Source organism: Halocella sp. SP3-1 (genome assembly GCF_003953885.1).
Lineage (GTDB): Bacteria > Bacillota > Halanaerobiia > Halanaerobiales > DTU029 > Iocasia > Iocasia fonsfrigidae.
The window spans coordinates 3,330,300-3,353,174 of sequence record NZ_CP032760.1 but is presented as its reverse complement, the minus strand read 5'-3'; the positions used below and the strand labels follow the sequence as shown (position 1 = coordinate 3,353,174).

Annotated in this window: 14 protein-coding genes; 12 read left to right on the top strand and 2 right to left on the bottom strand. The window is 35.4% G+C overall.

What is annotated here, in order from left to right; genetic code table 11:
* The first annotated feature begins 65 nt into the window (after positions 1–65).
* The 3 genes from D7D81_RS15925 to D7D81_RS15915 all read left to right on the top strand — a co-directional run bounded on the left by D7D81_RS15925 (position 66) and on the right by D7D81_RS15915 (position 4,184).
* Positions 66–1,463, top strand: coding sequence for an MATE family efflux transporter (locus D7D81_RS15925; protein WP_125991027.1), 1,398 nt, complete (start codon positions 66–68; stop codon positions 1,461–1,463).
* Positions 1,464–1,528: 65 nt separating this feature from the next.
* A complete protein-coding gene (locus D7D81_RS15920; RefSeq protein WP_125991026.1) occupies positions 1,529–2,149 on the top strand; it encodes a TetR/AcrR family transcriptional regulator in 621 nt (206 codons plus the stop codon).
* 244 nt (positions 2,150–2,393) lie between these two features.
* Positions 2,394–4,184, top strand: coding sequence for an ABC transporter ATP-binding protein (locus D7D81_RS15915; RefSeq protein ID WP_125991025.1), 1,791 nt, complete (start codon positions 2,394–2,396; stop codon positions 4,182–4,184).
* Between the two features lie 278 nt (positions 4,185–4,462).
* On the opposite strand, the gene D7D81_RS15910 is transcribed toward D7D81_RS15915, so the two are convergent.
* On the bottom strand, positions 4,463–5,899 hold the full coding sequence (locus D7D81_RS15910; RefSeq protein WP_125991024.1) for a DDE-type integrase/transposase/recombinase: 1,437 nt from the start codon (positions 5,897–5,899) through the stop codon (positions 4,463–4,465).
* A 175-nt stretch (positions 5,900–6,074) separates the two neighbouring features.
* Here D7D81_RS15910 and D7D81_RS15905 point away from each other — a divergent pair, with 175 nt between their 5' ends.
* The 9 genes from D7D81_RS15905 to D7D81_RS15865 all read left to right on the top strand — a co-directional run bounded on the left by D7D81_RS15905 (position 6,075) and on the right by D7D81_RS15865 (position 21,015).
* The gene (locus D7D81_RS15905; protein ID WP_125991023.1) at positions 6,075–7,808 is read left to right on the top strand and encodes an ABC transporter ATP-binding protein; all 1,734 of its coding nucleotides are present in this window, start codon (positions 6,075–6,077) and stop codon (positions 7,806–7,808) included.
* Positions 7,809–8,273: 465 nt separating this feature from the next.
* Positions 8,274–10,031 carry an ABC transporter ATP-binding protein gene (locus tag D7D81_RS15900; protein WP_125991022.1) on the top strand — a complete coding sequence of 586 codons (1,758 nt, stop codon included), beginning with the start codon at positions 8,274–8,276 and terminating at the stop codon, positions 10,029–10,031.
* On the top strand, positions 10,024–11,778 hold the full coding sequence (locus D7D81_RS15895; protein WP_125991021.1) for an ABC transporter ATP-binding protein: 1,755 nt from the start codon (positions 10,024–10,026) through the stop codon (positions 11,776–11,778). Before D7D81_RS15900 ends, D7D81_RS15895 begins: the two co-directional genes overlap by 8 nt.
* A gap of 268 nt (positions 11,779–12,046) precedes the next feature.
* Complete coding sequence (locus D7D81_RS15890; protein WP_164522295.1) at positions 12,047–12,640, top strand: TetR/AcrR family transcriptional regulator; 594 nt, start codon at positions 12,047–12,049, stop codon at positions 12,638–12,640.
* A gap of 115 nt (positions 12,641–12,755) precedes the next feature.
* On the top strand, positions 12,756–14,549 hold the full coding sequence (locus D7D81_RS15885) for an ABC transporter ATP-binding protein (RefSeq protein WP_125991019.1): 1,794 nt from the start codon (positions 12,756–12,758) through the stop codon (positions 14,547–14,549).
* Positions 14,542–16,290: an ABC transporter ATP-binding protein gene (locus D7D81_RS15880; RefSeq protein WP_125991018.1), complete on the top strand. Its 1,749-nt coding sequence runs from the start codon at positions 14,542–14,544 to the stop codon at positions 16,288–16,290. Before D7D81_RS15885 ends, D7D81_RS15880 begins: the two co-directional genes overlap by 8 nt.
* A gap of 169 nt (positions 16,291–16,459) precedes the next feature.
* Positions 16,460–17,248 (top strand): outer membrane lipoprotein-sorting protein, encoded by a 789-nt coding sequence (locus D7D81_RS15875; protein WP_125991017.1) that lies wholly within the window; start codon positions 16,460–16,462, stop codon positions 17,246–17,248.
* Between the two features lie 61 nt (positions 17,249–17,309).
* The gene (locus D7D81_RS15870) at positions 17,310–18,515 is read left to right on the top strand and encodes a DUF1302 family protein (RefSeq protein WP_125991016.1); all 1,206 of its coding nucleotides are present in this window, start codon (positions 17,310–17,312) and stop codon (positions 18,513–18,515) included.
* 52 nt (positions 18,516–18,567) lie between these two features.
* Positions 18,568–21,015, top strand: a complete 2,448-nt coding sequence (locus tag D7D81_RS15865) for an efflux RND transporter permease subunit (protein WP_125991015.1) — start codon at positions 18,568–18,570, stop codon at positions 21,013–21,015.
* Between the two features lie 207 nt (positions 21,016–21,222).
* On the opposite strand, the gene kamA is transcribed toward D7D81_RS15865, so the two are convergent.
* Positions 21,223–22,416: a lysine 2,3-aminomutase gene (kamA, locus tag D7D81_RS15860; protein ID WP_125991014.1), complete on the bottom strand. Its 1,194-nt coding sequence runs from the start codon at positions 22,414–22,416 to the stop codon at positions 21,223–21,225.
* Positions 22,417–22,875 lie beyond the last annotated feature (459 nt).

Below are 22,875 nucleotides of genomic sequence, written 5' to 3'. Positions count from 1 at the left end.
ATGACAGAGTAAATACTATAAGCAAAGTGTATAGCAACTATACTAAAATGAAAGGGTTTGATTTTATGAATGCACGTGATACAAGGATAAGAATTATGAGGGATGAGAAAATCTCTTTAGCGCTGTTAAAGCTGGGAATGCCTATAATGGTCGGCATGATGGTTAATGCTCTGTACAATGTAGTGGATGCCTATTTTGTTGGGGGCCTTGGAACCAGTCAGATGGGGGCGGTATCGGTTGTGTTTCCCATAGTACAAATTGTCATCGGCTTGGGCATGACCTTTGGAAGTGGTGCGGCTTCCTACATATCCCGCCTTTTGGGGGAGAAAAATACTGAGAAAGCCAATAAGACTGCTTCCACAGCTTTGTTTTCCAGTCTGTTTGTTGGAGTAACCGCCATTATTGTTTCTCTGTGTTTCCTCGATAATATACTGCTTGCTCTTGGTGCCACTGAAACGATATTACCCTTTGCAAGAGCCTATGCGTTGATCTATATTTCAGGTTCTATTCTGAATATCTTCAATGTGACAATGAACAATATCGTTACCTCGGAGGGTGCCGCAAAGATGACCATGACTGCGATGCTGATCGGGGGAGGGCTCAATGTAATCTTGGATCCCATATTCATTTATCTGCTTAGTTTCGGGATACAGGGAGCGGCCATTGCAACAGTAGTAGCACAAGGTGTCACTACATTGCTTTATGTCTTGTATATTTTACGTAAAAAAGGATATCTGCGTTTTTCTGTCTATAGCTTTGCCCTTGACGGAACGATTTATGGTGAAATCTTCAAAGTAGGCATTCCCACCTTTATGTTCCAGTTATTGTTCAGTACTGCCATGGGACTGACCAATACGATGGCAAGCGTCTATGGTGATTCGGCAATGGCTGCAATGGGTGTCGTGACCCGCATTATGGCGCTTGGCACCTATGTTGTGTTTGGCTATATGAAGGGCTTCCAGCCGGTAGCGGGGTACAATTACGGAGCAAAGAGCTATGACCGGCTGAGGGAGGCTATAAAGCTATCACTGATATGGGCGACGATATTCTGTGGCATCACGGCACTTGTTATGATCGTGCTCCCTGAACAAATCGTATCATTGTTCAGCCAGAATGATGCCGTACTCATTGAGATCGGCGGTAAGGCATTGCGGGCAAATGGCATAGTCTTTATTTTCTTTGGCTTTCAAATGGTTTATATGTCATTATTTCTGGCCCTTGGCCGTGGTAAGGAGGGCGGCATTCTCAGTATAAGCAGACAGGGGTTGTTTTTCATTCCGGCAATTCTGATTATGCCCGGTTTGCTTGGAATTGGTGGTGTGATTTATGCACAGCCTGTTGCAGATGCTCTGACCGTTGTTTTGACAGCAATATTTGTTATAGGTTTCAATAGAAAACTTAAGGTGTTAAAAGGGAAATTCAATACAATTCTAACAGAAAAAAAGACATACTGTACCACTTGACAAATTAAACTAGTTGGTATAAAATATAACAGTGTTATATAACACTGTTATATTTAGGTGGGGATATGGTGAGTACTGATGATTTAAACACATTGCAGAAAATTATGACAGAGGGTAAAAAGGTATTTCTGGAAAAAGGCTTTAAAGATGCATCTCTGCGTAATATTGTGAAGCGGGCGGGCGTGACTACAGGTGCATTTTACGGTTATTACCCGGACAAGGAAGCACTTTTTGAGGCATTAGTGTCGCCTGCCGCAGATGGCCTGAGAGAACTGTTCTTGTCGATCCAGAAGAACTTTGACGAGCTGCCGGAGAATATTAAAAAGGCGAATGTATATGATTATACAACTGAAGAGTTAAAGAAGTTTATTACATATATTTATGATCATTTTGATGAGTTTAAATTGCTTATTACCTGTGCAGACGGAACTGCTTTTTCAGATTTTATTCATGATCTTGTAGAGATTGAGGTAGAATACACCTTAAAATTTATTGAATCTACAGGAAATGATGTACTGACTTCAGGAAGGGCTACGCCTGAGCTTCTGCATATTATTGCAAGTGCATTTTTTTCAGCAGTATTTGAGGTGGTAAAGCATGACATGACAAAGGAAGCGGCAGACAGCTACATAGACAGTCTAAAACAGTTTTTTACAGCAGGATGGAAGAGGTTTTTAAATCCATAAACGTACTCCCCAAAGGGTACTTCACATTTTGAAGATACCGTATAATGAGGTTCCAAAAGAACCTCAAAAAAATTATAAAAAAGTTAGCTCAACCTAACAAAAGGAGGATGATAATCTCTTTTAGTGTAGACGGAAGAGATAAAAATGAAGTATTATTTTTTTAATGATTATGAAAATCAATATCAATACTGCTTAAGATTAATCAAAGTCTTTTTAAACACTTAGACATAGGAGGTCAAACAGAATGCCAAAAAAGAAAAAAGAATTTGTTTTAAAAAGGTTCACGCCTTATATGGGCAAGAAGAAAGTACTTTTGCCTTTGTCATTAGTATTGTCAGGACTTTCAGCAGTCCTTAACATCTTGCCTTTTGTACTCGTATGGTACATAACACGTGATATATTATCGGTTCCACAATCCATTGATGTTTCAAATGTCAGTTTTTACGCGTGGCTAGCCTTGGCAAGTGCAATAGGGGGAATAGCAGTATATTTTTGCGCACTGATGAGTTCACATCTGGCGGCCTTTCGCGTAGAGGTCGGAATGCAAAAAGTTGGTATGAAAAAAATACTAGCGATGCCGCTGGGTTTTTTTGATCAGCATTCCAGCGGAAAGATACGAAAAATTGTCAACGACGGTGCGGGAACAACTCATACATTTTTAGCACACCAGCTCCCGGATATGGCGGGTAGCATCATCTCCCCCATTATTCTTATCGCTCTGATTTTAATCGTAGACTTGAGAATGGGCCTTGCTTCTCTTGTTCCGATTATTTTGGGCTTTATAACAATGAGGTTCATGAGAAATTCCGAAGGTAGAAAATTCCAAAAAATGTATTATGATTCTTTGGAGGAAATGAGCTCTGAATCCGTAGAATATATCCGCGGTATTCCGGTTGTAAAAACATTCGGTCAAACCATCTTTGCTTTTAAACGATTTTATGACAGTATAATCAAATATAAAGAGATGGTTCACGCCTATACTCTCCTTTGGCAAAAACCGATGTCATTTTACACCATAATTATGCAATCAGCGGCCTTTTTTTTAATTCCAATGGCTATCTTTTTAATAGGAAGAGGTGAAAATCTCCCTCTTGTGCTTGCCGACTTTATCTTTTACATTCTTATATCTCCTATTTTTACTATGCTTTTGATGAAATCGATGTATTTTCAGCAAAATACTTTGATTGCTGAGCAAGCAATTGACAGACTGGATAAGCTTTTAGATTATCCAAGTATGAGCTATATCGAAAATACAAAAAATATTAATAAGCATAGCGTTGAGTTTAAGGATGTAGTGTTTTCATATGAAGGCAGCGACAAACCCACCATCGATAAAATCAGCTTTAAATTAAACGAAGGTGAAACTATCGCTCTTGTTGGGCCTTCCGGAGGAGGGAAAACAACGATTGCCCGACTGGCCGCTCGTTTTTGGGATGCAGATGAAGGCGAAGTCTTAGTCGGAGGAATAAATGTGAAGGACATTCCTAAAAAAGAACTGATGGACAACATTTCCTTTGTTTTTCAAAGTACAAAGCTATTTAAGGGTTCATTAAGAGAGAATATAGTCTTTGGAAAAGAACACTCTGGAGAAGAAGTTATCAATAAGGCAATTGATTTTTCGCAGTCAAGAGAAATTATTGAAAACCTGCCTGAGGGCCTCGATACGGTGATAGGTTCTAAAGGGACCTATCTTTCAGGGGGAGAACAGCAGAGAATTGCACTTGCCAGAGCATTTGTAAAGAATGCACCAATCGTTCTTTTAGATGAAGCCACTGCCTTTGCTGACCCGGAAAATGAGCATTTAATCCAAAAAGCCCTTAAAGAGCTTAGCCAAGGAAAAACAACTCTCATGATTGCACATCGTCTTACCAGCGTACAGAATGTCGACAGAATCCTGGTTATCGATAGCGGAAGGATTGCGGAGGAAGGAACGCACGAGGAACTGCTGAATAAAGGTGGCATCTACAAAATCATGTGGGATGAATACCAAAAATCTGTTGCCTGGAAAATAGTTGCTAAAGACACTGTAAGGTAGTGTCAAAAAATCTATGAAAAAGTGATGTTGGAGACAGATTTTAGTCTTTTAAGTAATTTTTACTGGTTGGATCGTTGCATAACCCTTGACAAACACCATCCAAATGCTGCTGGTAAGTAGCCGAGGTTGAAGGGGATGGATATAAAGAGCATAGCAAATTAGCCAACCCTCGTACTTCAATTTTAGCATTTGTCTGGTTCGGTTTGTAAAGGGTTCGCTTCGCCAATGCTTAGATAAAGCTTTTAGCTGCCTCGGGTTCTGCTAAATAGATATAAAGATTAAGCAGAATGCTGTTGCTCGTAGAGTATATGCTCTTGAGCTAGTTCAATCAGCTTGCCCCATCTTGCAGGCAAGTTAGGCAGATTAATAAGCTGAGGTACAGTTACAGGTACTTTTTTCTCTAGAGCTGAATGTGGTCTTAAGAAATTGAAGTATGCTGCAAAAAGGTTCACGTATGATACTGATCCTTTAGAAGACTTAAAACCACATCTTGATCTGTAGCTTTTTTTAAAAGTTCTATTGAGTCTTTCAATAATTTGTTTTAGAGGTCGATTTTCCTTTGAGACAGGGTCGTCATTAGTAAGGCCGAGAACCTGGGTGATATCAAAATTAATACCCTGTTGATAGAAATAATGTTTAGCCAGAAGATAGATAGGATTACCGTCAACTACGAAGTTGAGGTTATCAGGGATAGTATCCATCTTAGTAAGGACATCATTAATAGCTTTAATTGCAGAAGGTGTATCTCTATTAGGTGAGACATGGTAAGATAGAATAATCTTTTTCACAGCATCAAAGAAGAAGAAAATATACTGCCACTTGCCATAAACCTTAATGTAGGTTTCATCACCACAGAAAGAGTCAGAAAGCTCATAAGGATAATTATCTAAATAGGGTTTAACTAGATAACCAACTGAATCAGCATAGTTAATTACAGTTTGATGAGAGATATTAACATTATGAACATCTTCCATGATAGCAGCTACGTTGCGAGAAGAAAGACCATAATTAACATAGTAAGTAAGGATTAACCCCAGAGTATGTGGTGAAGAATGTATTCCTGAGATATCAACTTTAGGTAAATCTGGAGACTCCTTGCTCAATGGTTGAAAGTCAAAGTCAAATTCTCTGTAAATGTATCTAACTTTAAACTTATGGGGATATTTTTTAAAGTGTTTTTTCTCTTCTTTACTCATGGATCTAAGGTTTTTAAGATAAAAAGAGCAGTCATCATTCTTGCATTTGTAGATATAGAAATTCTTACGCTCTTTAATTTGTTCTAGAGTACGAGAGCAATGGGGACACCTAAAGATAACAGTTTTAGAAAAGCGATTTTTATCATTAAAATTAGTCTTACAAATTTTACAGAGATATTGACCACGACCACCAGTATTATCATAAAGATAAATATGTGGGGCACCACATCTTGGGCAGGTCATAGACTCAGGAACTTTGTATTTGGCGTTACGGCGTCTGACAGGTTTAAGAGGTTTACCATGTTCCTGTTCGTAAGCAATTATTAGTTTTTGGTAATCAAGCTTTTCCAGGACTTCAATAATGGGTAAATCATCAACTTGAAGATGATGATATTTCTTGCTGATGGGAATCTCATCTTTGGGCATGAAGTCTTTACTAACAAGTAAAGTCAAGAGATAGCAAATAATATGATATTGAATTTGAATATAAGTAAGTAAGACATTAATAATTTGTTTCAAAGTTTGTCACCGCCTTTTCTATTTGTGGTTTAAAAAGGTAAATAAGCAACCTAAATATACCTCAAAAAGAGGGGGGGTGACAAGTATTTAAGATCAAATCCCTACTATAATAGGGTTTTGACAATATATTTTAAAATATTTTTGACATTACGCACTGTAAGCAAGGAGGTAAAAAATGATTAAATATTTTCAAAAAAAATATGCGATGTCTGAAAAAGGAGCGAAAGACCTTATTTACTCGATAATTTGGACCATAGTGATGGACATTAGCTTTATGATTCCGGTTATCCTCGGCTTTAAATTTTTAGATGAATATATGAGTTTACTTCTAAACTCTTCACACAACCAGGGAAGCAGCATTTTCTACTATGTTATTATGTCTGTAGCGTTTTTCCTCGTAATGTTGGTTATTGCGTATTTTCAATATAATTCGACCTACACCAAAATTTACGAAGAAAGCGCCAGGAGACGAATCAGTCTAGCTGAAACACTAAGAAAACTACCGTTGGCCTTTTTTGGCAAAAAGGATGTTGCCGATTTAAGCTCTACCATAATGGAAGATGCTACACAGATCGAGATGCTATTTTCTCATGCTGTTCCTCAAATTTATGCAGCAGTATTGAATGTTCTGATTATAGGAGTAATGCTGTTTTTTTACAACTGGAAGTTGTCTCTTGCTGTTTTTTGGGTAGTTCCGGTTGCAGTCTTAGTTTTTTTTCTGTCGAGAAAGTTTCAAAACAGAATGCATACAAACCTTTATAATATAAAAAGGGAGATCTCAGACAATATCCAAGAGGGACTTGACTTAGCTCATGAAATAAAATCCTATAACAGAGAAGAGGTCTTTTCGAATACTTTAAACTCCAAGTTAGATGATTACGAAAAGTTTATGATTAAAGGAGAACTTTTGTTAGGCGCATTTATCAACCTATCTTATGTGTTTTTAAAGCTTGGACTTCCAAGTGTTATATTGTATGGTGCTTATCTTTTAGCAACAGGTTCTGTAAATATTTTTACTTATCTTGTTTTTCTTGTAGTTACCTCACGTATTTATAACCCGATCATGGATGCAATGAACAACCTTGCACTGCTTTTGTTTCTCAACGTGCGAATAAACCGCATGAAAGAGATGGATGAAATGCCAAGACAAGAGGGGAAATCGGAGTTTTATCCTAAAAACTACGATATCGAATTCAAAAACGTCGATTTTTCATATCAGGACGGTGTGCAGATATTAAAGGATGTAAGCTTTATGGCAAAGCAGGGCGACGTTACTGCACTGGTAGGACCTTCCGGCGGCGGGAAGAGTACGGTAGCAAAGCTGTCTGCGCGTTTCTGGGATATAGACAAAGGCGTCATCACCTTGGGCGGAGAAGATATCTCCCGGATTGACCCTGAAACCCTGCTAAATAATTTTTCAATCGTTTTTCAGGACGTTACCCTCTTTAATTCCAGTGTGATGGAAAATATTCGTCTTGGCAAGAAAGACGCAACCGATGAAGAAGTAAGGAAAGCGGCACAGCTGGCTCAATGCGATGAGTTCATGAAGAAGCTTCCGCAAGGATACGATACCTTGATTGGAGAAAATGGAGAAAGATTATCCGGAGGCGAAAGACAGCGGATCTCAATAGCCAGAGCAATACTAAAAGACGCTCCGATTATCCTGCTTGACGAGGCTACAGCATCCCTTGATGCGGAAAATGAGAGCAAAATCCAAAGTGCACTTAGCGTGCTTATCAAAAACAAAACCGTTTTGGTTATTGCTCACCGGATGAGAACCGTTTTAGGAGCTGATAAGATTGTTGTTATTAAAGAAGGTACTATCGTAGAAACAGGCACATCCTTGGAATTAAAAGAAAAACAAGGAATCTTTTCCTCAATGTTAAAGACGCAGTATCAAAATAATTAACACTTATTATCTAGATAGTTGAAAAGAATAATTTTTGATAATAAGTTGATTCAGATCAGTAAAAAACTTAATATGCCAGCAATTATTGTACCTTTTTAATTGCGAAAAGCAGCTGGGATTGTGGGTTGATTATTGAAGTGTTATATCTGCAGAGTAAAGTGATAGAAATAATTTTGTTTTCAGGGAAAATAAGAGAGTCTAATGAAATTGAGTGAAAAAAATACTTTTAGGGGTCGAAAGGAACTATCAAGGTGGTTTAAAATACTTAAATAGAAATGGAAGTTTTAAAAAATTGTTGTTATTATTGACTACCGTCTTTCGACTATGCGGAGTGCTAATAAGATTATTGTGATGGACAGAGGTAGACTGGTAGAGGAAGGCAGACATGAGGAATTAATCAGGAAAAAGGGCTTGTAGCCTGGGTTGGAGTGTTTACTTCAAAATCCTTAAAAAGAAGGTGAAAAAATGAAAGAAATAAAAAAGGTTTTTGCTTTTGCTAAAGAATATCATTATAAGTTATATACGGCGGTATTACTGGCAGTCTTAAGTGTTTTTATTGGTATAATTCCTTTTTATCTGGTGTATAGGATTATAATGAGGTATATGGGAGATTTGCCGCTTAATTTCAATTATCTCTTGTTAATATCAGGGTTAATTTGCTTGTCTTTACTGGCTAAATCATTCTTTTTTTTGAAGGCGATGGCTAATTCCCATGAGGTTGCTTTCGATACACTGATGGGTATGCGCAAGAAGCTGGCTGATAAATTACTTAGACTGCCCATGGGTGAAATAAAAAAGAGGGGCTCCGGTAAATTAAAGAATATTTTTGTTGATATGATTGAGGAAATGGAATTAATCTTAGCCCATATGATTCCAGAGGGTGTCTCCTATATTATAGTCCCACTGTCAATAGTAGTTTATTTATTTTTCCTTGATTGGCGGATGGCTCTTTTGTCTTTAGGAAATATTCCGGTTTCAATGTTTATATTCCATCTAATGATGAATAGTAATAAGGAAAAATTAGAATCCTGGTTTAAAGCTGGTGCTGAAATGAATGCTAATATTGTAGAATATATAGGTGGGATGGAAGTAATTAAGATTTTTAACCAGACAACTACATCTTTTAAAAAATATACAGAATCAGTAAGGGATTATGAGAAGTTTACCCTTGATTGGTATCGAGAATCATGGACATATATGGCAGGGTTTTTTACTATCTTACCCTGTACCATGTTATTTGTGATACCATTTGGTGCCCTGTTTTACCTTCAGGGAAGCCTTCCTTTGAGTGTTTATATTTTATCTATGCTTTTATCCATGAGTTTAGGCGAACCCCTTAGCAAATTAGCCAGGTTTATAGAATCAATTACAATGCTTACCAAAAAGAGTCAAGCAATCAATCAAATTTTAGATAGTCAGGAACTGGTGAAGAGTGAACTTGAACAAATTCCGAGAAACAGCAATATTTCATTTAAGCGGGTAAGTTTTGCTTATGATGAAGAAGAAGTTTTAAGTGATATTAGTTTTACTGCTAAAGAGAATACAGTTACTGCTCTGGTTGGTGAATCGGGGTCTGGCAAATCAACTATTGCTAAATTGCTGGTTAGATTCTGGGATGTTAAAGATGGTGAAATTAAAATTGATAATATAGATATTAAAAATATACCCTTTGCTAAATTAATGGATTCAATTAGTTATGTATCACAGGATATTTTCCTTTTTGATACTTCCATTATGGAAAACATTCGGATGGGAAGACCTGAGGCTGTAGACGAAGAAGTTATTAAGGTGGCCAGGATTGCCCAATGTCATGATTTTATTATGGAATTAGATAAGGGATATGATACCCTGGCTGGTGATGCTGGTAATAAGCTTTCTGGGGGGCAAAAACAGCGGATATCAATTGCCAGGGCTTTATTAAAAGACGCCCCAATTATTATTCTTGATGAAGCCACTGCCTTTACTGACCCGGAAAATGAAGATAAAATCCAGGAGGCTTTAAATGATTTAATTAAAGGTAAAACCTTGATAGTGATTGCCCACCGTTTATCAACTATTACAGCTGCTAATAATATTATAGTAATGGATAATGGTCAGATAGCAGCCCAGGGAACCCATCAAGAACTACTAGACAAATCAGAAATTTATCAAAAAATGTGGAAGGCACATACAGATGCTATGGATTGGAATATCAATGTAAAAGGGGGCAGTTTAAATGCTTAGTATTATTAAAAGGGTATTAAAGCTGGCAGGTGAGTTTGCAGGCAAAATAAAACTGGCCATGTTTGTAAGTTTTTTTGAAGCTATTTTTAATAATGTCCCTATCTTTATAATCTTATATATATTAATTGGGATAATGAATGATGCTTTGGATGTAAATGATGTTTGGATAAGTGGTGGTATTATTATAACTGCTTTGCTTTTACAATGTGTATTAAAAAGGGTTATCTATGTTTTGCAGAGTGGTACTGGTTTTGAGATTTTCGCCCGGGAAAGAATAAAAATTGGTGATAGATTTAAGAGATTTCCCATGGGTTATTTTAGTGAAGGGAATAAGGGTTATATTTCGGCCGTAATTACCTCTGATATAAATTTTATTGAGATGTATGCTATGAATGCCATTGACAAAGTTGTTATCGCTTATGTCAATGCTATGGTGGCTTGTATTTTTTTGCTGATTATTGATTACAGAATAGCAGTAATATCAATTTTAGCTTTTTTAATTGGAGTCTTTTTGCTCAAGAAGATTTTAGCAGTGGGGAAAAAACATTCTGTTATTAGACAGGATAAACAATCAGAATTAATTTCTGCTGTTCTGGAATATGTGCAGGGGATGTCAGTAATAAAGGCCTTCAATATGAGTGGAGACAAAGCAAAGGCGACTAAAAAGGCTTTTGAAGAGTTCAGAGATATTTCTATAGAGATGGAAAAGGGTTTTATGCCTTATATATTTCGTTTTGAGAGTATTTTTGCCCTGGGAATTGGCTTAACTATTTTGCTGGCTAGTAGTTTTACTGTTTACGGGAGTCTAAATATGTCCATAATGTTGATGATCTTTGTATTTATCTTCCGTATATACTTACCCTTTAATGCTTTGAGTTTACTGAGTGCCGAAATCAGGATTATGGAGGCCGGGCTTGATCGATATGATGCCCTGAAAAATATAGAGATTATAGATGAAAATGGCAGGGATATTAAGCTTGATAGCTTTGATATTGAATTTAAGGATATTTCTTTTGCTTATGACGATAAGGAGGTATTACAGAATATTAGTTTTGCAATACCTGAAAAAAGTATGACAGCCCTGGTGGGGTCATCTGGTTCTGGTAAAACTACCATTGCCAATTTGATTGCCCGCTTCTGGGATGTACAGAAGGGTGAAGTCAGAGTTGGTGGGGTTAATGTCAAAGAAATGACTTGTGATAGTCTTTTATCTAACATCAGTATGGTTTTTCAGAATGTATATCTCTTTAATGATACGATTTTTAATAATATTAAATTTGGAAACCCGGAGGCTAGTCGTGAAGAAGTAATAGCAGCTGCTAAACAAGCCAGATGCCATGATTTTATTATGGAGTTGCCAGATGGGTATGACACTATGGTTGATGAAGGTGGCTCATCATTGTCTGGTGGTGAAAAACAGAGGATCTCAATTGCCAGGGCTATTTTGAAAGATGCCCCTATTATATTACTGGATGAAGCAACAGCAAGTGTTGACCCGGAGAATGAAAAATATATTCAACTGGCTATCAATGAACTGGTTAAAGATAAGACCCTGGTGGTGATTGCTCACAGGTTATCGACTATTCGTAGTGCAAACCAGATTTTAGTATTAGAAAATGGAAATCTTGTACAGAAGGGTAATCATAATCAGCTTGTAGAAGAAGAGGGAAAATATAAGGACTTCTGGGATAGACGAATGAAGGCAAAAAGTTGGGAGATTAGTAAAGCCGCTTTAGCTAAAGATTAGAAATAAATACTATGGAGTATAGGACAGTGAGTAAGTATTATTAAGAATTTTGGTTTATTAGTAAGATGATTAGTTATAATAGTAGTTAGTAGAGAATAATATATTTGATAATTATGGGTAAATATTATAAAATCTAAGTGAGAACAAAAATTATTCTCACTTAGATTTTAAGGTGTATTAGACGAATAAATTAAAAAAAGTTTCAAAAAATAGCTTGAATATTTTTTTAAAACTAACCGACGTCAGCGTCGATTAAATCAGAACAGAGGTGATAACAATAGAAACTTATACAAGGAAAAGCAGAGAGGAGCGGTTAGAAGAGATAAAACAGGCAGCACAGAAAGTTTTTTTAAGAAAAGGATTTAAAGATACAAACATGGAGGATATTATTAATGAAACTACCTTATCTAAAGGCGGTTTTTACTATTATTTTAAAAATACAAAAGAGATTTACTTTGCTATTTTAGAGGAAAAATCAGATAATACTATTGCTTATCTGGGACAGATGTTTGCTGATAATCAGGATACAATAGGGGAAGTGGTAGACTATTTAGCAGAGAGTATCTTTGAAGACTTTGCTGAAAGAAGACTTTTTTTAATGGGATTGTATGAAAGTTATTATGATAATGATTTTATGGAAAAATTCCGTTTAATCCAGGAAAAATATGTTGATCTTACTGTGAATATTATTATTGAAAAACACCCTGACATGGGGAAAGAAAAGTTGAGAGAAAAGATAAATTTTCTGTATACCCTCTATCATGCTTTTGTTATAAATTGTAATATGATGGCTGGCAAAAATATTTACAAGAGGAATAAGAAATATCTTAAAGATTTATTTATTGATATTTTAAGAGATTAATTTTTTTAGTTTGAGTTTAGGAATCCCTAAAAAACAGAAAGCAAGAGGGGAGTTTTTTTTGATAAATACATCCAAAATCTATGGAATGATATTAGAAATGAGAGGGGAGATATAAATGAAGGAGAAAAGCTGGGTAGGTATTTTATTTTCTTATACTAAAGGTAGTAAGATTAAGCTATCACTATCTATTTTACTGGCGATTATTAGTGTATTTGGTGGTTTGCTTCCTTATCTGGGGGTTTACCATATTATTATTATGTTTTTTGCAGGTACACAGACAGGTAGTAAAATTTTATACTGGGCAGGAATCTGTCTGGGAGGATATCTTATTAAGATCTTATTTTATGGTTTCTCTACTGTTTTGTCTCATAGGTCAGCTTATAAGATATTGGAAAATATCCGTCTTGCTATTGCAGATAAGTTAATGAAGGTACCTCTAGGTACAGTATTAAATGAAAGCATAGGTAAGATGAAAAATGTAATAGTAGATAGGGTAGAAACCATTGAACTACCATTAGCCCATTTAATTCCAGAGGGATTATCTAGTCTGCTTCTGGCAGTTTCTGTTTTGGTTTATTTGATTGTTGTTGACTGGCGGATGGCTATTGCAGGCATTATATCTATACCCCTTGCCGCCATTCCCTATGGAATTGTGATGAGAACATATAACAAAAAGTATGATGATTATATGAAAGCAAGTAATTATGTAAATGGTGTAATTGTAGAGTATATTGAGGGTATTGAAGTTATTAAGGCCTTTAATCATGCTGCTATTTCCTATGAAAAATTTCAAAAGGCAATAAACGATTTTAAGGATTATACCCTGGATTGGTTCCAGAGTACCTGGAAATTAATGAACTTGGGAAGTGCAATTTTACCGTCAACATTATTAGGTACATTACCGCTAGGAATGTATCTTTATATTACTGAGTCATTAACTCCAGCTGATTTGACAATATCAATTATTTTATCACTGGGAATAGTGGAAACATTGACAAAGTTTACGGTCTTTGTAAATGACCTTAAGTCAATTGAATATGCTCTAAGGGATGTTGATCAATTCCTTAATCTGAAAGAACTGCCGTCTGTCAGGCAGCAGGTAAAATTAAAGAATTATAATATAAAACTAGAAAATGTATCTTTCTCTTATCTGCAAGATGAAAATAATAAAGAAAATGTTTTGACAAATATTGATCTAGAAATTCCAGAGGGAAGTTTTACGGCTCTGGTTGGTCCATCAGGTGGCGGAAAATCTACTATTGCAAGATTGATGGCCAGGTTCTGGGATGTAGGTGAGGGTGCTATTAAAATTGGGGATACTGATCTCAGAGATATCCCTCTAACCCAACTAACAGATACTGTCAGTTTTGTGACCCAGGATAACTTCCTCTTTAATTCTTCTTTATTGGAAAATATCCGTCTGGGAAATTCCAAGGCCTCTGATGAAGAGGTAAAAGAGGCAGCTAAAGCGGCCTGCTGTCATGAATTTATTGAAGAGCTGGATGGGGGATATAATACCCTGGCAGGGGAAGCTGGAAATAAACTTTCAGGAGGGGAGAAGCAGAGGATTGCTATTGCCAGGGCAATTCTTAAAAATGCACCTATTGTCATGCTTGATGAGGCTACAGCTTTTGCCGACCCTGAAAATGAAGATAAGATTCAAAAGTCAATTGCTGCTCTTACCAAAGGAAAGACATTATTAGTTATTGCCCATAGATTATCTACTATCAGGAATGCTGATACCATTGTTGTTATCAATAATGGTAGGATTGAGGATACTGGCAGTCATGAAAAACTCTTAAAGGATTGTAAGCTGTATAGGGATATGTGGCAGGCCCATATTGGCAGTAAGGCCTGGGCTGCTAATAGTGATCAGAATATTGAAGGTGAGGTGGTATCCAATGTTTAAAACAATTAAGAGAATTATTAAATGGACTGGTGAAGATAAAAAACGGCTTTATCTAGGTTTTGTTTACTCTTTCTTTTTAAGTATTTTAATTGCTTTACCGATAATGGGGGCAGCCTATGTTTTAAATTTTATTATTCTTGATAGGAATGGAAGTCAGCAGTTGAGTATGGACTGGGTCTTATATATCTTAGCTTTTCTTATTTTATTAGTTTTGGGAAGGGCATTGTTTTCGTATTTAAGGGCGAAGTCCCAGGAAAGTATAGGTTATGAGATTACTGCTAAGGAAAGAATTGAAATAGGTAATATTCTCAAGAAAGTATCCCTGGGATTCTTTGACTCAAATAATGCAGGGAAAATAGCTTCTGCTGTTACAACTGATTTTTCATATGTTGAAATGTACGGTATGAAGATGATAGATAATGTAGTTAATGGATATATATGTACCCTTACCATGATATTATGTCTGGCTTTCTATAATTATATTATAGCCTTAATTTGTCTTGCTGGGGTGGGATTATCAGCTGTGTTTTTAAGGCTTCTTAGTAATCGTAGTAATCGAAATGCACCGGTTCATCAGGAAGCACAGGATTCTATGGTTGCAGCAACTATAGAATATATTACAGGGATTCCTATAGTGAAGGCATTTAAACAGGTGGGGGTTTCCAGAGAAGGGATTGAAAAGGCCTATAGAAAAAGTAGAGATATAAATGTCAAGATTGAAATGGATTATGTTCCTGCGAATTGTTTGCATTTATTTTCCCTTAAGCTGGCTTCTGTGGCAGTTGTACTTGCAGCGGCTACGATGGCTGCTAAGGGAGAAATGGCCGTACCAAATATGTTAATGATGTTAATCTTTTCCTTTATAATATTTGGGCATGTAGAGTCGATTAATAATGCTGCCCATGTACTGGAGATTATTGATGCTACAATGGACAAATTAGAAAAGATTAAAGAGGCCGAATTTATTGATAAGAATGGAAAGGAATTAACTCTATCTTCTTATGATATTGAATTTAAGAATGTATCTTTTGCTTATGAACAAAAGGATGTTATTAAAAATCTTAGTTTTAAAATCCCAGAAAAAACAACTACAGCTATTGTCGGACCTTCAGGTAGTGGCAAAACTACTATTTGTAGTTTGTTAGCAAGATTTTATGATGTCAGCAAGGGGAGTATATCAATTGGTGGTAGGGATATAAGAGAGATGAGTTGTAATAGTCTTTTGCGAAATATTAGTATGGTATTTCAGAATGTATATCTCTTCCATGATACTATTTATAACAATATAAAGTTTGGTAATCCAGAGGCAGGTAAGAAAGAGGTTATTGAGGCAGCTAAAAAGGCGTGTTGTCATGAATTCATAATGAAACTTCCAGAGGGGTATCAAACAGTTATTGGAGATACCGGTTCTACTCTGTCAGGGGGAGAGAAACAGCGAATATCTATAGCCAGGGCAATACTGAAGGATGCACCTATTGTCATACTGGATGAGGCAACCGCCAGTGTTGACCCTGAAAATGAACATAAAATCCAGAGCGCTATTACTTCTTTGGTAAAAGGGAAGACTATGATTACTATTGCTCACAGACTGGCAACCATTGAAAATGCAGATCAGATTCTTGTTGTGGATGATGGAGAAATTGTACAACAGGGAACCCATAAAGGGTTGATTAGAGAAGGAAAAATTTATAAAAAATTTATGTCTATACGTGAAAAGGCAGAGGGATGGAGTCTGGCATAATTGAAATTGAGTGAAAAAAATACTTTTAAGGGTCGGAAAAAATATAAAGATAGCTTTAAATATTATATAGAAATAGTTAATAACTGTGTTCAGAGAATAGTTGTACCCGCTGGTTTAGTTCATTTTAGCTGATAGTTTTAAATAATAATAAATTTGAGGTGAAATTAAAATGAGAAATAGAATATTATTAGTGTTTTTATTGTTAATCTTAGTCCTTGGAACTGTTGTTCAGGCAACTGAACTGACAGGGAGAGATATTATGGTGAAGGTTGATAATAGGGATGATGGTGATACAAGGAAGGCAAAAATGGTAATGACCTTAATCAATAAGGTAGGTGATAAGCGGATAAGAGAGGTAGTAAGTTATCAGAAAGACTATGGGAAAGACACTAAAGCAATTATGATCTTTGAAAGCCCGGGAGATGTGAAGGGTACAGGTTATTTAAGCTGGGAGTATGATGACGAGGATAAGGAAGATAATAGATGGCTTTATATGCCTGCTTTACGAAAAATAAGGAGAATCAGTGGGAGTTCCAATGATGACTATTTTATGGGAACAGATTTCACCTATGATGATATGGGAGACAGGAATGTAGATGAAGATAAACATACTCTATTGCGAGAAGAAGAGCTAAATGGGTATCAATGCTGGGTTATTCAATCAATTCCTAAAGAAATTGATGAAGGGGATTATAGCAAGAAGATATCCTGGATAAGACAGGATATAGCTATGGCAATAAAGACTGACTACTATAACGAATATGGTTTACTAAAAACCTACCAGGCTAAAGATATTGTCGAGATAGATGGGATCTGGACCCCTAAACAAAGGTTAATGGTTAACAAACAGGATGAACACCAGACTATTATAGATATGACAGAACTTAAATTTAATGTAGCAATGGATGATAATCTATTTAGGACCTCAATGTTAAAACGGGGGAATATCAGATATTAGTGAAATGACCAATAAAATTGCCAGTTGATAATACCAGCTGGCAATTAGCTGGAGGTGTAGGATGAGAAAACTGCTAGTATTTTCCTTATTAATTATAGTGTTTTTAATTTTTGCAGTTAATAATGTTTTAGCTCAGGGAATGCAGTTTGATGGTTTTTTAGAAAGCTATTATTCGATAAAATTAAAAGACGATCATGATTTTATTGGTGAACGTTCAAGGTTTAGATTAAATCTTAGGAATAGTAGTGATAATATGTATATGTTTGCCTCTTTAAATGGGGTTAGTAATGGAATAATAGAAGACGATGAGTTAGAAGTAGAGATTCATGAAGCCTATCTTGAATATACCCGGCCCCTGTGGGATGTAAAAATTGGCAGACAGATCTATAGCTGGGGGAAGGCAGATGGGGTAAGGATAACTGATGTACTCTCTCCCTGTGATTATAGTGAATATATTACCAGGGATTTTGATGAGATAAGGATCCCGGTAGATTCAGTAAAATACAGATATTTGTTTCCTATGGCTGATTTAGAGTTAGTCTGGATTCCTACCTTTACAGAGCCAGTATATCCTGAGGATGAGGATAATCCCTGGTATGTAAGTAGGCAAGACAATATTACCATAAATCCAGCAGAAGAAGTTGAAGATGAGTTAGGAAATAGTGAACTGGCAGCAAGATTATCTTTTTATCTAAACGGAATAGACTTTTCCTTTTCAACAGCCTATTTATGGGATGATGAAGCTGTCTATCATAAAACAGGTACTACCTTTACACCAGAATACCACCGTTTAAGATTCTACGGTCTTGATTTATCAAAACCAGTAAATGATTTTGTAATCAGGTTTGAATCAGCCTATTATCAGGGGAAATATTTTTCTGCTGATAGTTATGGACTGTTGGAAAGGGATTATGTCCATTCTTTAGCAGGGTTAGACTGGTATCCTGGAAACAACTGGACAGTAACTACCCAGCTTACCAATAAATATATCTTTGATTATGAAGATGAAATAAAAGAAGATGAGAGTCAGACTATCCTGACATTGAATCTAAGCAAGAAGTTCTGTAGAGAGACCTTTGAACTTGCTAATATGGTTTATTATGAAACCGATGAGAGGGATGGTTTTAATAGAATTTCTTTAGATTATGCAGTTAATGACAACCTTCATTTCTTAACGGGGATAGATTATTTCTTTGGGAATGAAGGGGAGTTTGCAAACTATGATGATAATGATTCATTATGGGTAAAGGTTAAATATAATTTTTAGTTTTAATAAAGATAGTACATTTTTACATAACTTAAGTGAGGTGAGTGTTTAAATGAACTTAGAAAAAATAAATACTAAGTTTAGAGCATTAGGTAAAAAAATAATAAAATATCGTTATTTAATTTTAATTATGTTTGTTCTTTTGCTTGGTTTTGCTTTTAACGGATTGAAGGGGATAGAAAGTGATTCTTCTAATGATGCCTGGTATTTTGATGATGATCCGGTAATAGTATTAGAGAATAGATTCGAAAGGATGTTTGGCAATACAGATATATTTGCGGTACATGTTCAGCTTGATGATGTTTTTAAGAAAGAGAATCTAGAAAAAATAAGGGAGTTAACAGAGGAGTTAGAAGATAAAGTCCCTTTAGTAGATGATATAATTTCGATTACAGATTTCGAATATATTAATGGTACAGACTGGGGTATAGATATTGGTGATCTTATACCTGAGGAAATACCAGATAATACAAAAGAACTAGCTGAATTAAAGAGAAGAGCTTTAGCAAAAAAATCGCTTTTTAATAGGTTGGTTTCTGATGATGGAAAAGAGACCTGGATTTTAGGTAATTTAAAAAAAGACCCAGATAATTGGCGAAAAAACAAAGACTATCTAACTTATTTACAGAATAAAGCTAAAGAGTATCATGGACTATATAAGGAATTTGATTTATCAAAACCTGTTGCCCCAAATTATATTACCGGGAAGGTAGTAAATAAAATTGCCCGTCAGGAAAAGTATAAGGATTTAAATCCTAGAACAACTGGAATGCCTTGCATAAATGTAGATAAAAGGGTTTTTTTTGCTAAAGAAACACCGCGCTTGATGGGGCTAGGCTTAATAATATCAGTAATTTTATTAGGAATATTTTTGCGTTCATGGAGAGGGGTTATTTTTCCGATTATTACTGCTATAGGGGCAATGATTATTACCTTAGGGATTGAAGGATATTTTAAAACAACAGTCCAACCTTCAATACTTCCCATGCCTTTATTTTTAGGTTTAGCGGTAGCGGTAGGTTATTCAATTCATCTCTTTAATTTTTTTAAAAAAGAACTATTAAAAACAGGAAAGAGAAAAGAAGCAGTAGTAATAGCAATAGAAAAGACAGGCTGGCCCCTTTTATTTACTGCTTTAACAACTATTTTTGCTTTAATGTCGTTTGTGTTTATTAAAATAAAGTCTTTAAATTGGGTTGGATATACTACTGCTGGAATAGTAGCTGTTACTTATTTGTTGATTTTAATAGTTTTCCCGATTTTTTTGAGTTTTGGAAGGGATAAAAAAGTTACTGCTAAAATAAATAATAAAAAAAGTAGCGGACTGGAAGAAAAACTAGGTAATTTTGGGAAATGGACTTTAAATAATACTAAACCAATAATAATTATCTTTATTGTTTTAACACTGGTATCTGTCTATGGAATAACAAAAACTGAAGTGGATTTTGATAATGAAAGGACAATGGGGAGGAAAATTCCTTATGTAGATAGGATGTTAAGTGTAGGGGAAACGAAAATTGGTTCTTTATATAGTTATGATATAGGGATTGAGTTTGAAAAAGATAATATAGTTAAAGACCTGGAATTTTTACAGAAATTAGATATATTTATTCAGGAGATAGAAGAATTTCCGCTTACTAAAAGGACTACTTCACTTTTAGATACATTGAAGGAATTAAATCAGGTTTTAAATGATGGCAGTCTTGAATATTATAAAATACCCGAGACAGGACCGATGGTAGCTCAAACATTACTATTATATGAAAATGCTGGAGGAAATGAAATAGATAAATGGGTTGATTATAACTATAAAAAATTGCGGATTAGAGTGGAAATTTCTGACTATAAACAAAAGGAAATATCTGACGAACTTCAAAAAATAGAACAGCTGGGCCAGGAATTTTTCCCAGAGGGCAAGGTGTTTGTCAGTGGATCAATTGCCAAATATACAGATATGATGTATAAGGTTTCACTAGGTCAAGTAAAGGCTTTTTTAATTGCAATGCTTATAATTGCTGTTTTAATGATGATTGTCTTTGCTAGTGTCAAGGTGGGTTTAATTGGATTAATTCCTAATATATCACCGGCTCTAGCAGTTGGAGGGGTTATGGGAATTTTCGGCATTCCTTTTGATATGATGACTTCAGTAATAATTCCAATGTTAATGGGACTGGCCGTAGATGATACAATTCATTTCATTAATCATGCTAAATATGAATACCAGAAGAGGGGAGATTATGTTTTATCTATAGAACATACCTTTAGGACAGTTGGAAAATCTTTGTTTATGACTTCCCTAATATTAATCTTGAATTTTACAGCATATTTGACTTCTATTGTTAAATTTTATGTTCATTTTGGAATTTTAGCGGGAGTAGGGATTTTAGTAGCGCTTTTAGCTGATTATTTTGTGACCCCAATATGTTTAAATATTACTAAACCCTTTGATGAAAAATATAAAAATATAGATAATGAATCAAAAGATTTTCATAAGCTATAAGATAAAATAACACAAATATCTTTTGCTTTTTATTTTGAATAAGAAAGGATGCAATGGCTACTTATCATCTTGCTGAACATCTGTTAAGAGAAGTTATGGGTTTAGAGACAGGGGTATTTATAGAAGAGAGAACTGTGAAAGAATAGAAATATAAGCTGGTTTTAAAATGTAAACCGCACCTGTTATGAAAGGTGCGGTTTGATTTTTTTACTCTAAAGAAAATTTCTCATTTTGGGCTAATTTGCTGACACCTCTTATACCTTCAGCTGTATTATGATTATTTGGATTAAAGTCAGGTTCAGTATAGGCGAAGACTTTACCTTCATAATTCCTTAAGATTACTTTTCCCTCAGATTGTGATATTAAATATTGTGGGCTGACAGGGATTTTACCACCACCTCCAGGCGCATCAATAACATAAGTAGGAACTGCCATTCCTGTAGTGTGTTGTCTGAGAGATTCAATTATTTCAATTCCTCTGCTTACCGGGGTCCGGAAGTGTTCAATTCCTTTAGAAAGGTCACATTGATAGAGGTAATAGGGTTTAATTCTAATCCTAAGAAGGTCTTGAACTAACTGTCTCATAACTGCTGGTTGTTCATTAATTCCTTTTAATAATACTGATTGGTTACCTACAGGTATTCCGGCATCATTTAATTTTGTAGCAGCAGCTGCACTACTCGGATTTATTTCCATGGGGTGATTAAATTGGACATTAACATAGATTGGCTGGTATTTTTTTAACATTTTTACCAGTTTATTAGTAATTCTCTGAGGCATAACACAGGGAGTCCTTGTGCCCAGCCGAATTATTTCAACATGATGTATTTTATATATTTTACTAATGATTTCTTCTAATTTGTCATCAGACATGAGAAGTGCATCTCCACCTGATAAAAGCACATCTCGTACCTCAGAATGATTTTTAATGTAATCAATTGCTTTTTCTATTTGACTAACTGGTAGGGCCTTATCTTTTATACCTGCGAATCTGCGTCTTGTACAGTGGCGGCAGTACATAGAGCATTGATCTGTAATTAATAATAAAACCCTGTCCGGGTATCGATGAGTTAGGCCTGGAACTGGTGAGTCAATATCTTCATAGAGTGGGTCTTCCATATCGGCATTCCCTAGATGTAATTCTTTAGATGTGGGAACTGCCTGTTTGCGAATAGGACAATTTCTATCTTCAGGGTCCATTAATGTTGCATAATAAGGGGTGATGGCCATCCTTAATGTGCTAAGAGAATCTTCAATTTCTCTTGTCTCCTGATCACTAAGGTTTATTACTTTTTTTAAGTTTTCTACGGTGGTAATTCTGTTCTTAACTTGCCAGTTCCAATCATTCCATTCTTCTTCTGATGTGTTTTTCCAGAGACTTATTTCATGATAGTTACGCATTAGATTTTCTCCTTCTTTCAATTGGTTTTTACTATTTTATTTGTCATAAATCCAATAATATATCTTGCATAAATTATTCCATATTTACAAGAAGTAGTGCCAGCACTATTTCTTGTAAAAACAGAAGTAAAAGATACCTTCATGTCACTCCTGTGGCAGTGTCAGGGGAATAGAAGTTGTTAAAACTCATAGTATTAAAGAATAAAATTTTATTCTTTAGAGGGGGGAAATGCAAGAAAAACTGCAGTAAGCAAGTTTATATTAAGGGATAGTATATTAGTATATAATGAACTGGTTTTCTAATAAAGGATTATTGATTCTACTGGAAAGCTGGAATAAGTATAGAATCTTTAAGACCAGTATATTTATTATTTAGATAGGTCTATACATGCAAAATATTTTTCATAAAGAAGAAAGATATTTTGCATGTAGTGCAGGATATTTTGTGTTCGGCTTGAA

What these genes read in the sequence shown, in the direction of transcription:
- D7D81_RS15880 (WP_125991018.1), top strand. Translation starts at nt 14,542, where the DNA reads ATGTTTAAAACAATTAAGAGAATTATTAAATGGACTGGTGAAGATAAA.
- D7D81_RS15870 (WP_125991016.1), top strand. Translation starts at nt 17,310, where the DNA reads ATGAGAAAACTGCTAGTATTTTCCTTATTAATTATAGTGTTTTTAATT.
- D7D81_RS15920 (WP_125991026.1), top strand. Translation starts at nt 1,529, where the DNA reads ATGGTGAGTACTGATGATTTAAACACATTGCAGAAAATTATGACAGAG.
- kamA (WP_125991014.1), bottom strand. Translation starts at nt 22,416, where the DNA reads ATGCGTAACTATCATGAAATAAGTCTCTGGAAAAACACATCAGAAGAA.
- D7D81_RS15865 (WP_125991015.1), top strand. Translation starts at nt 18,568, where the DNA reads ATGAACTTAGAAAAAATAAATACTAAGTTTAGAGCATTAGGTAAAAAA.
- D7D81_RS15875 (WP_125991017.1), top strand. Translation starts at nt 16,460, where the DNA reads ATGAGAAATAGAATATTATTAGTGTTTTTATTGTTAATCTTAGTCCTT.
- D7D81_RS15925 (WP_125991027.1), top strand. Translation starts at nt 66, where the DNA reads ATGAATGCACGTGATACAAGGATAAGAATTATGAGGGATGAGAAAATC.
- D7D81_RS15915 (WP_125991025.1), top strand. Translation starts at nt 2,394, where the DNA reads ATGCCAAAAAAGAAAAAAGAATTTGTTTTAAAAAGGTTCACGCCTTAT.
- D7D81_RS15895 (WP_125991021.1), top strand. Translation starts at nt 10,024, where the DNA reads ATGCTTAGTATTATTAAAAGGGTATTAAAGCTGGCAGGTGAGTTTGCA.
- D7D81_RS15885 (WP_125991019.1), top strand. Translation starts at nt 12,756, where the DNA reads ATGAAGGAGAAAAGCTGGGTAGGTATTTTATTTTCTTATACTAAAGGT.
- D7D81_RS15905 (WP_125991023.1), top strand. Translation starts at nt 6,075, where the DNA reads ATGATTAAATATTTTCAAAAAAAATATGCGATGTCTGAAAAAGGAGCG.
- D7D81_RS15900 (WP_125991022.1), top strand. Translation starts at nt 8,274, where the DNA reads ATGAAAGAAATAAAAAAGGTTTTTGCTTTTGCTAAAGAATATCATTAT.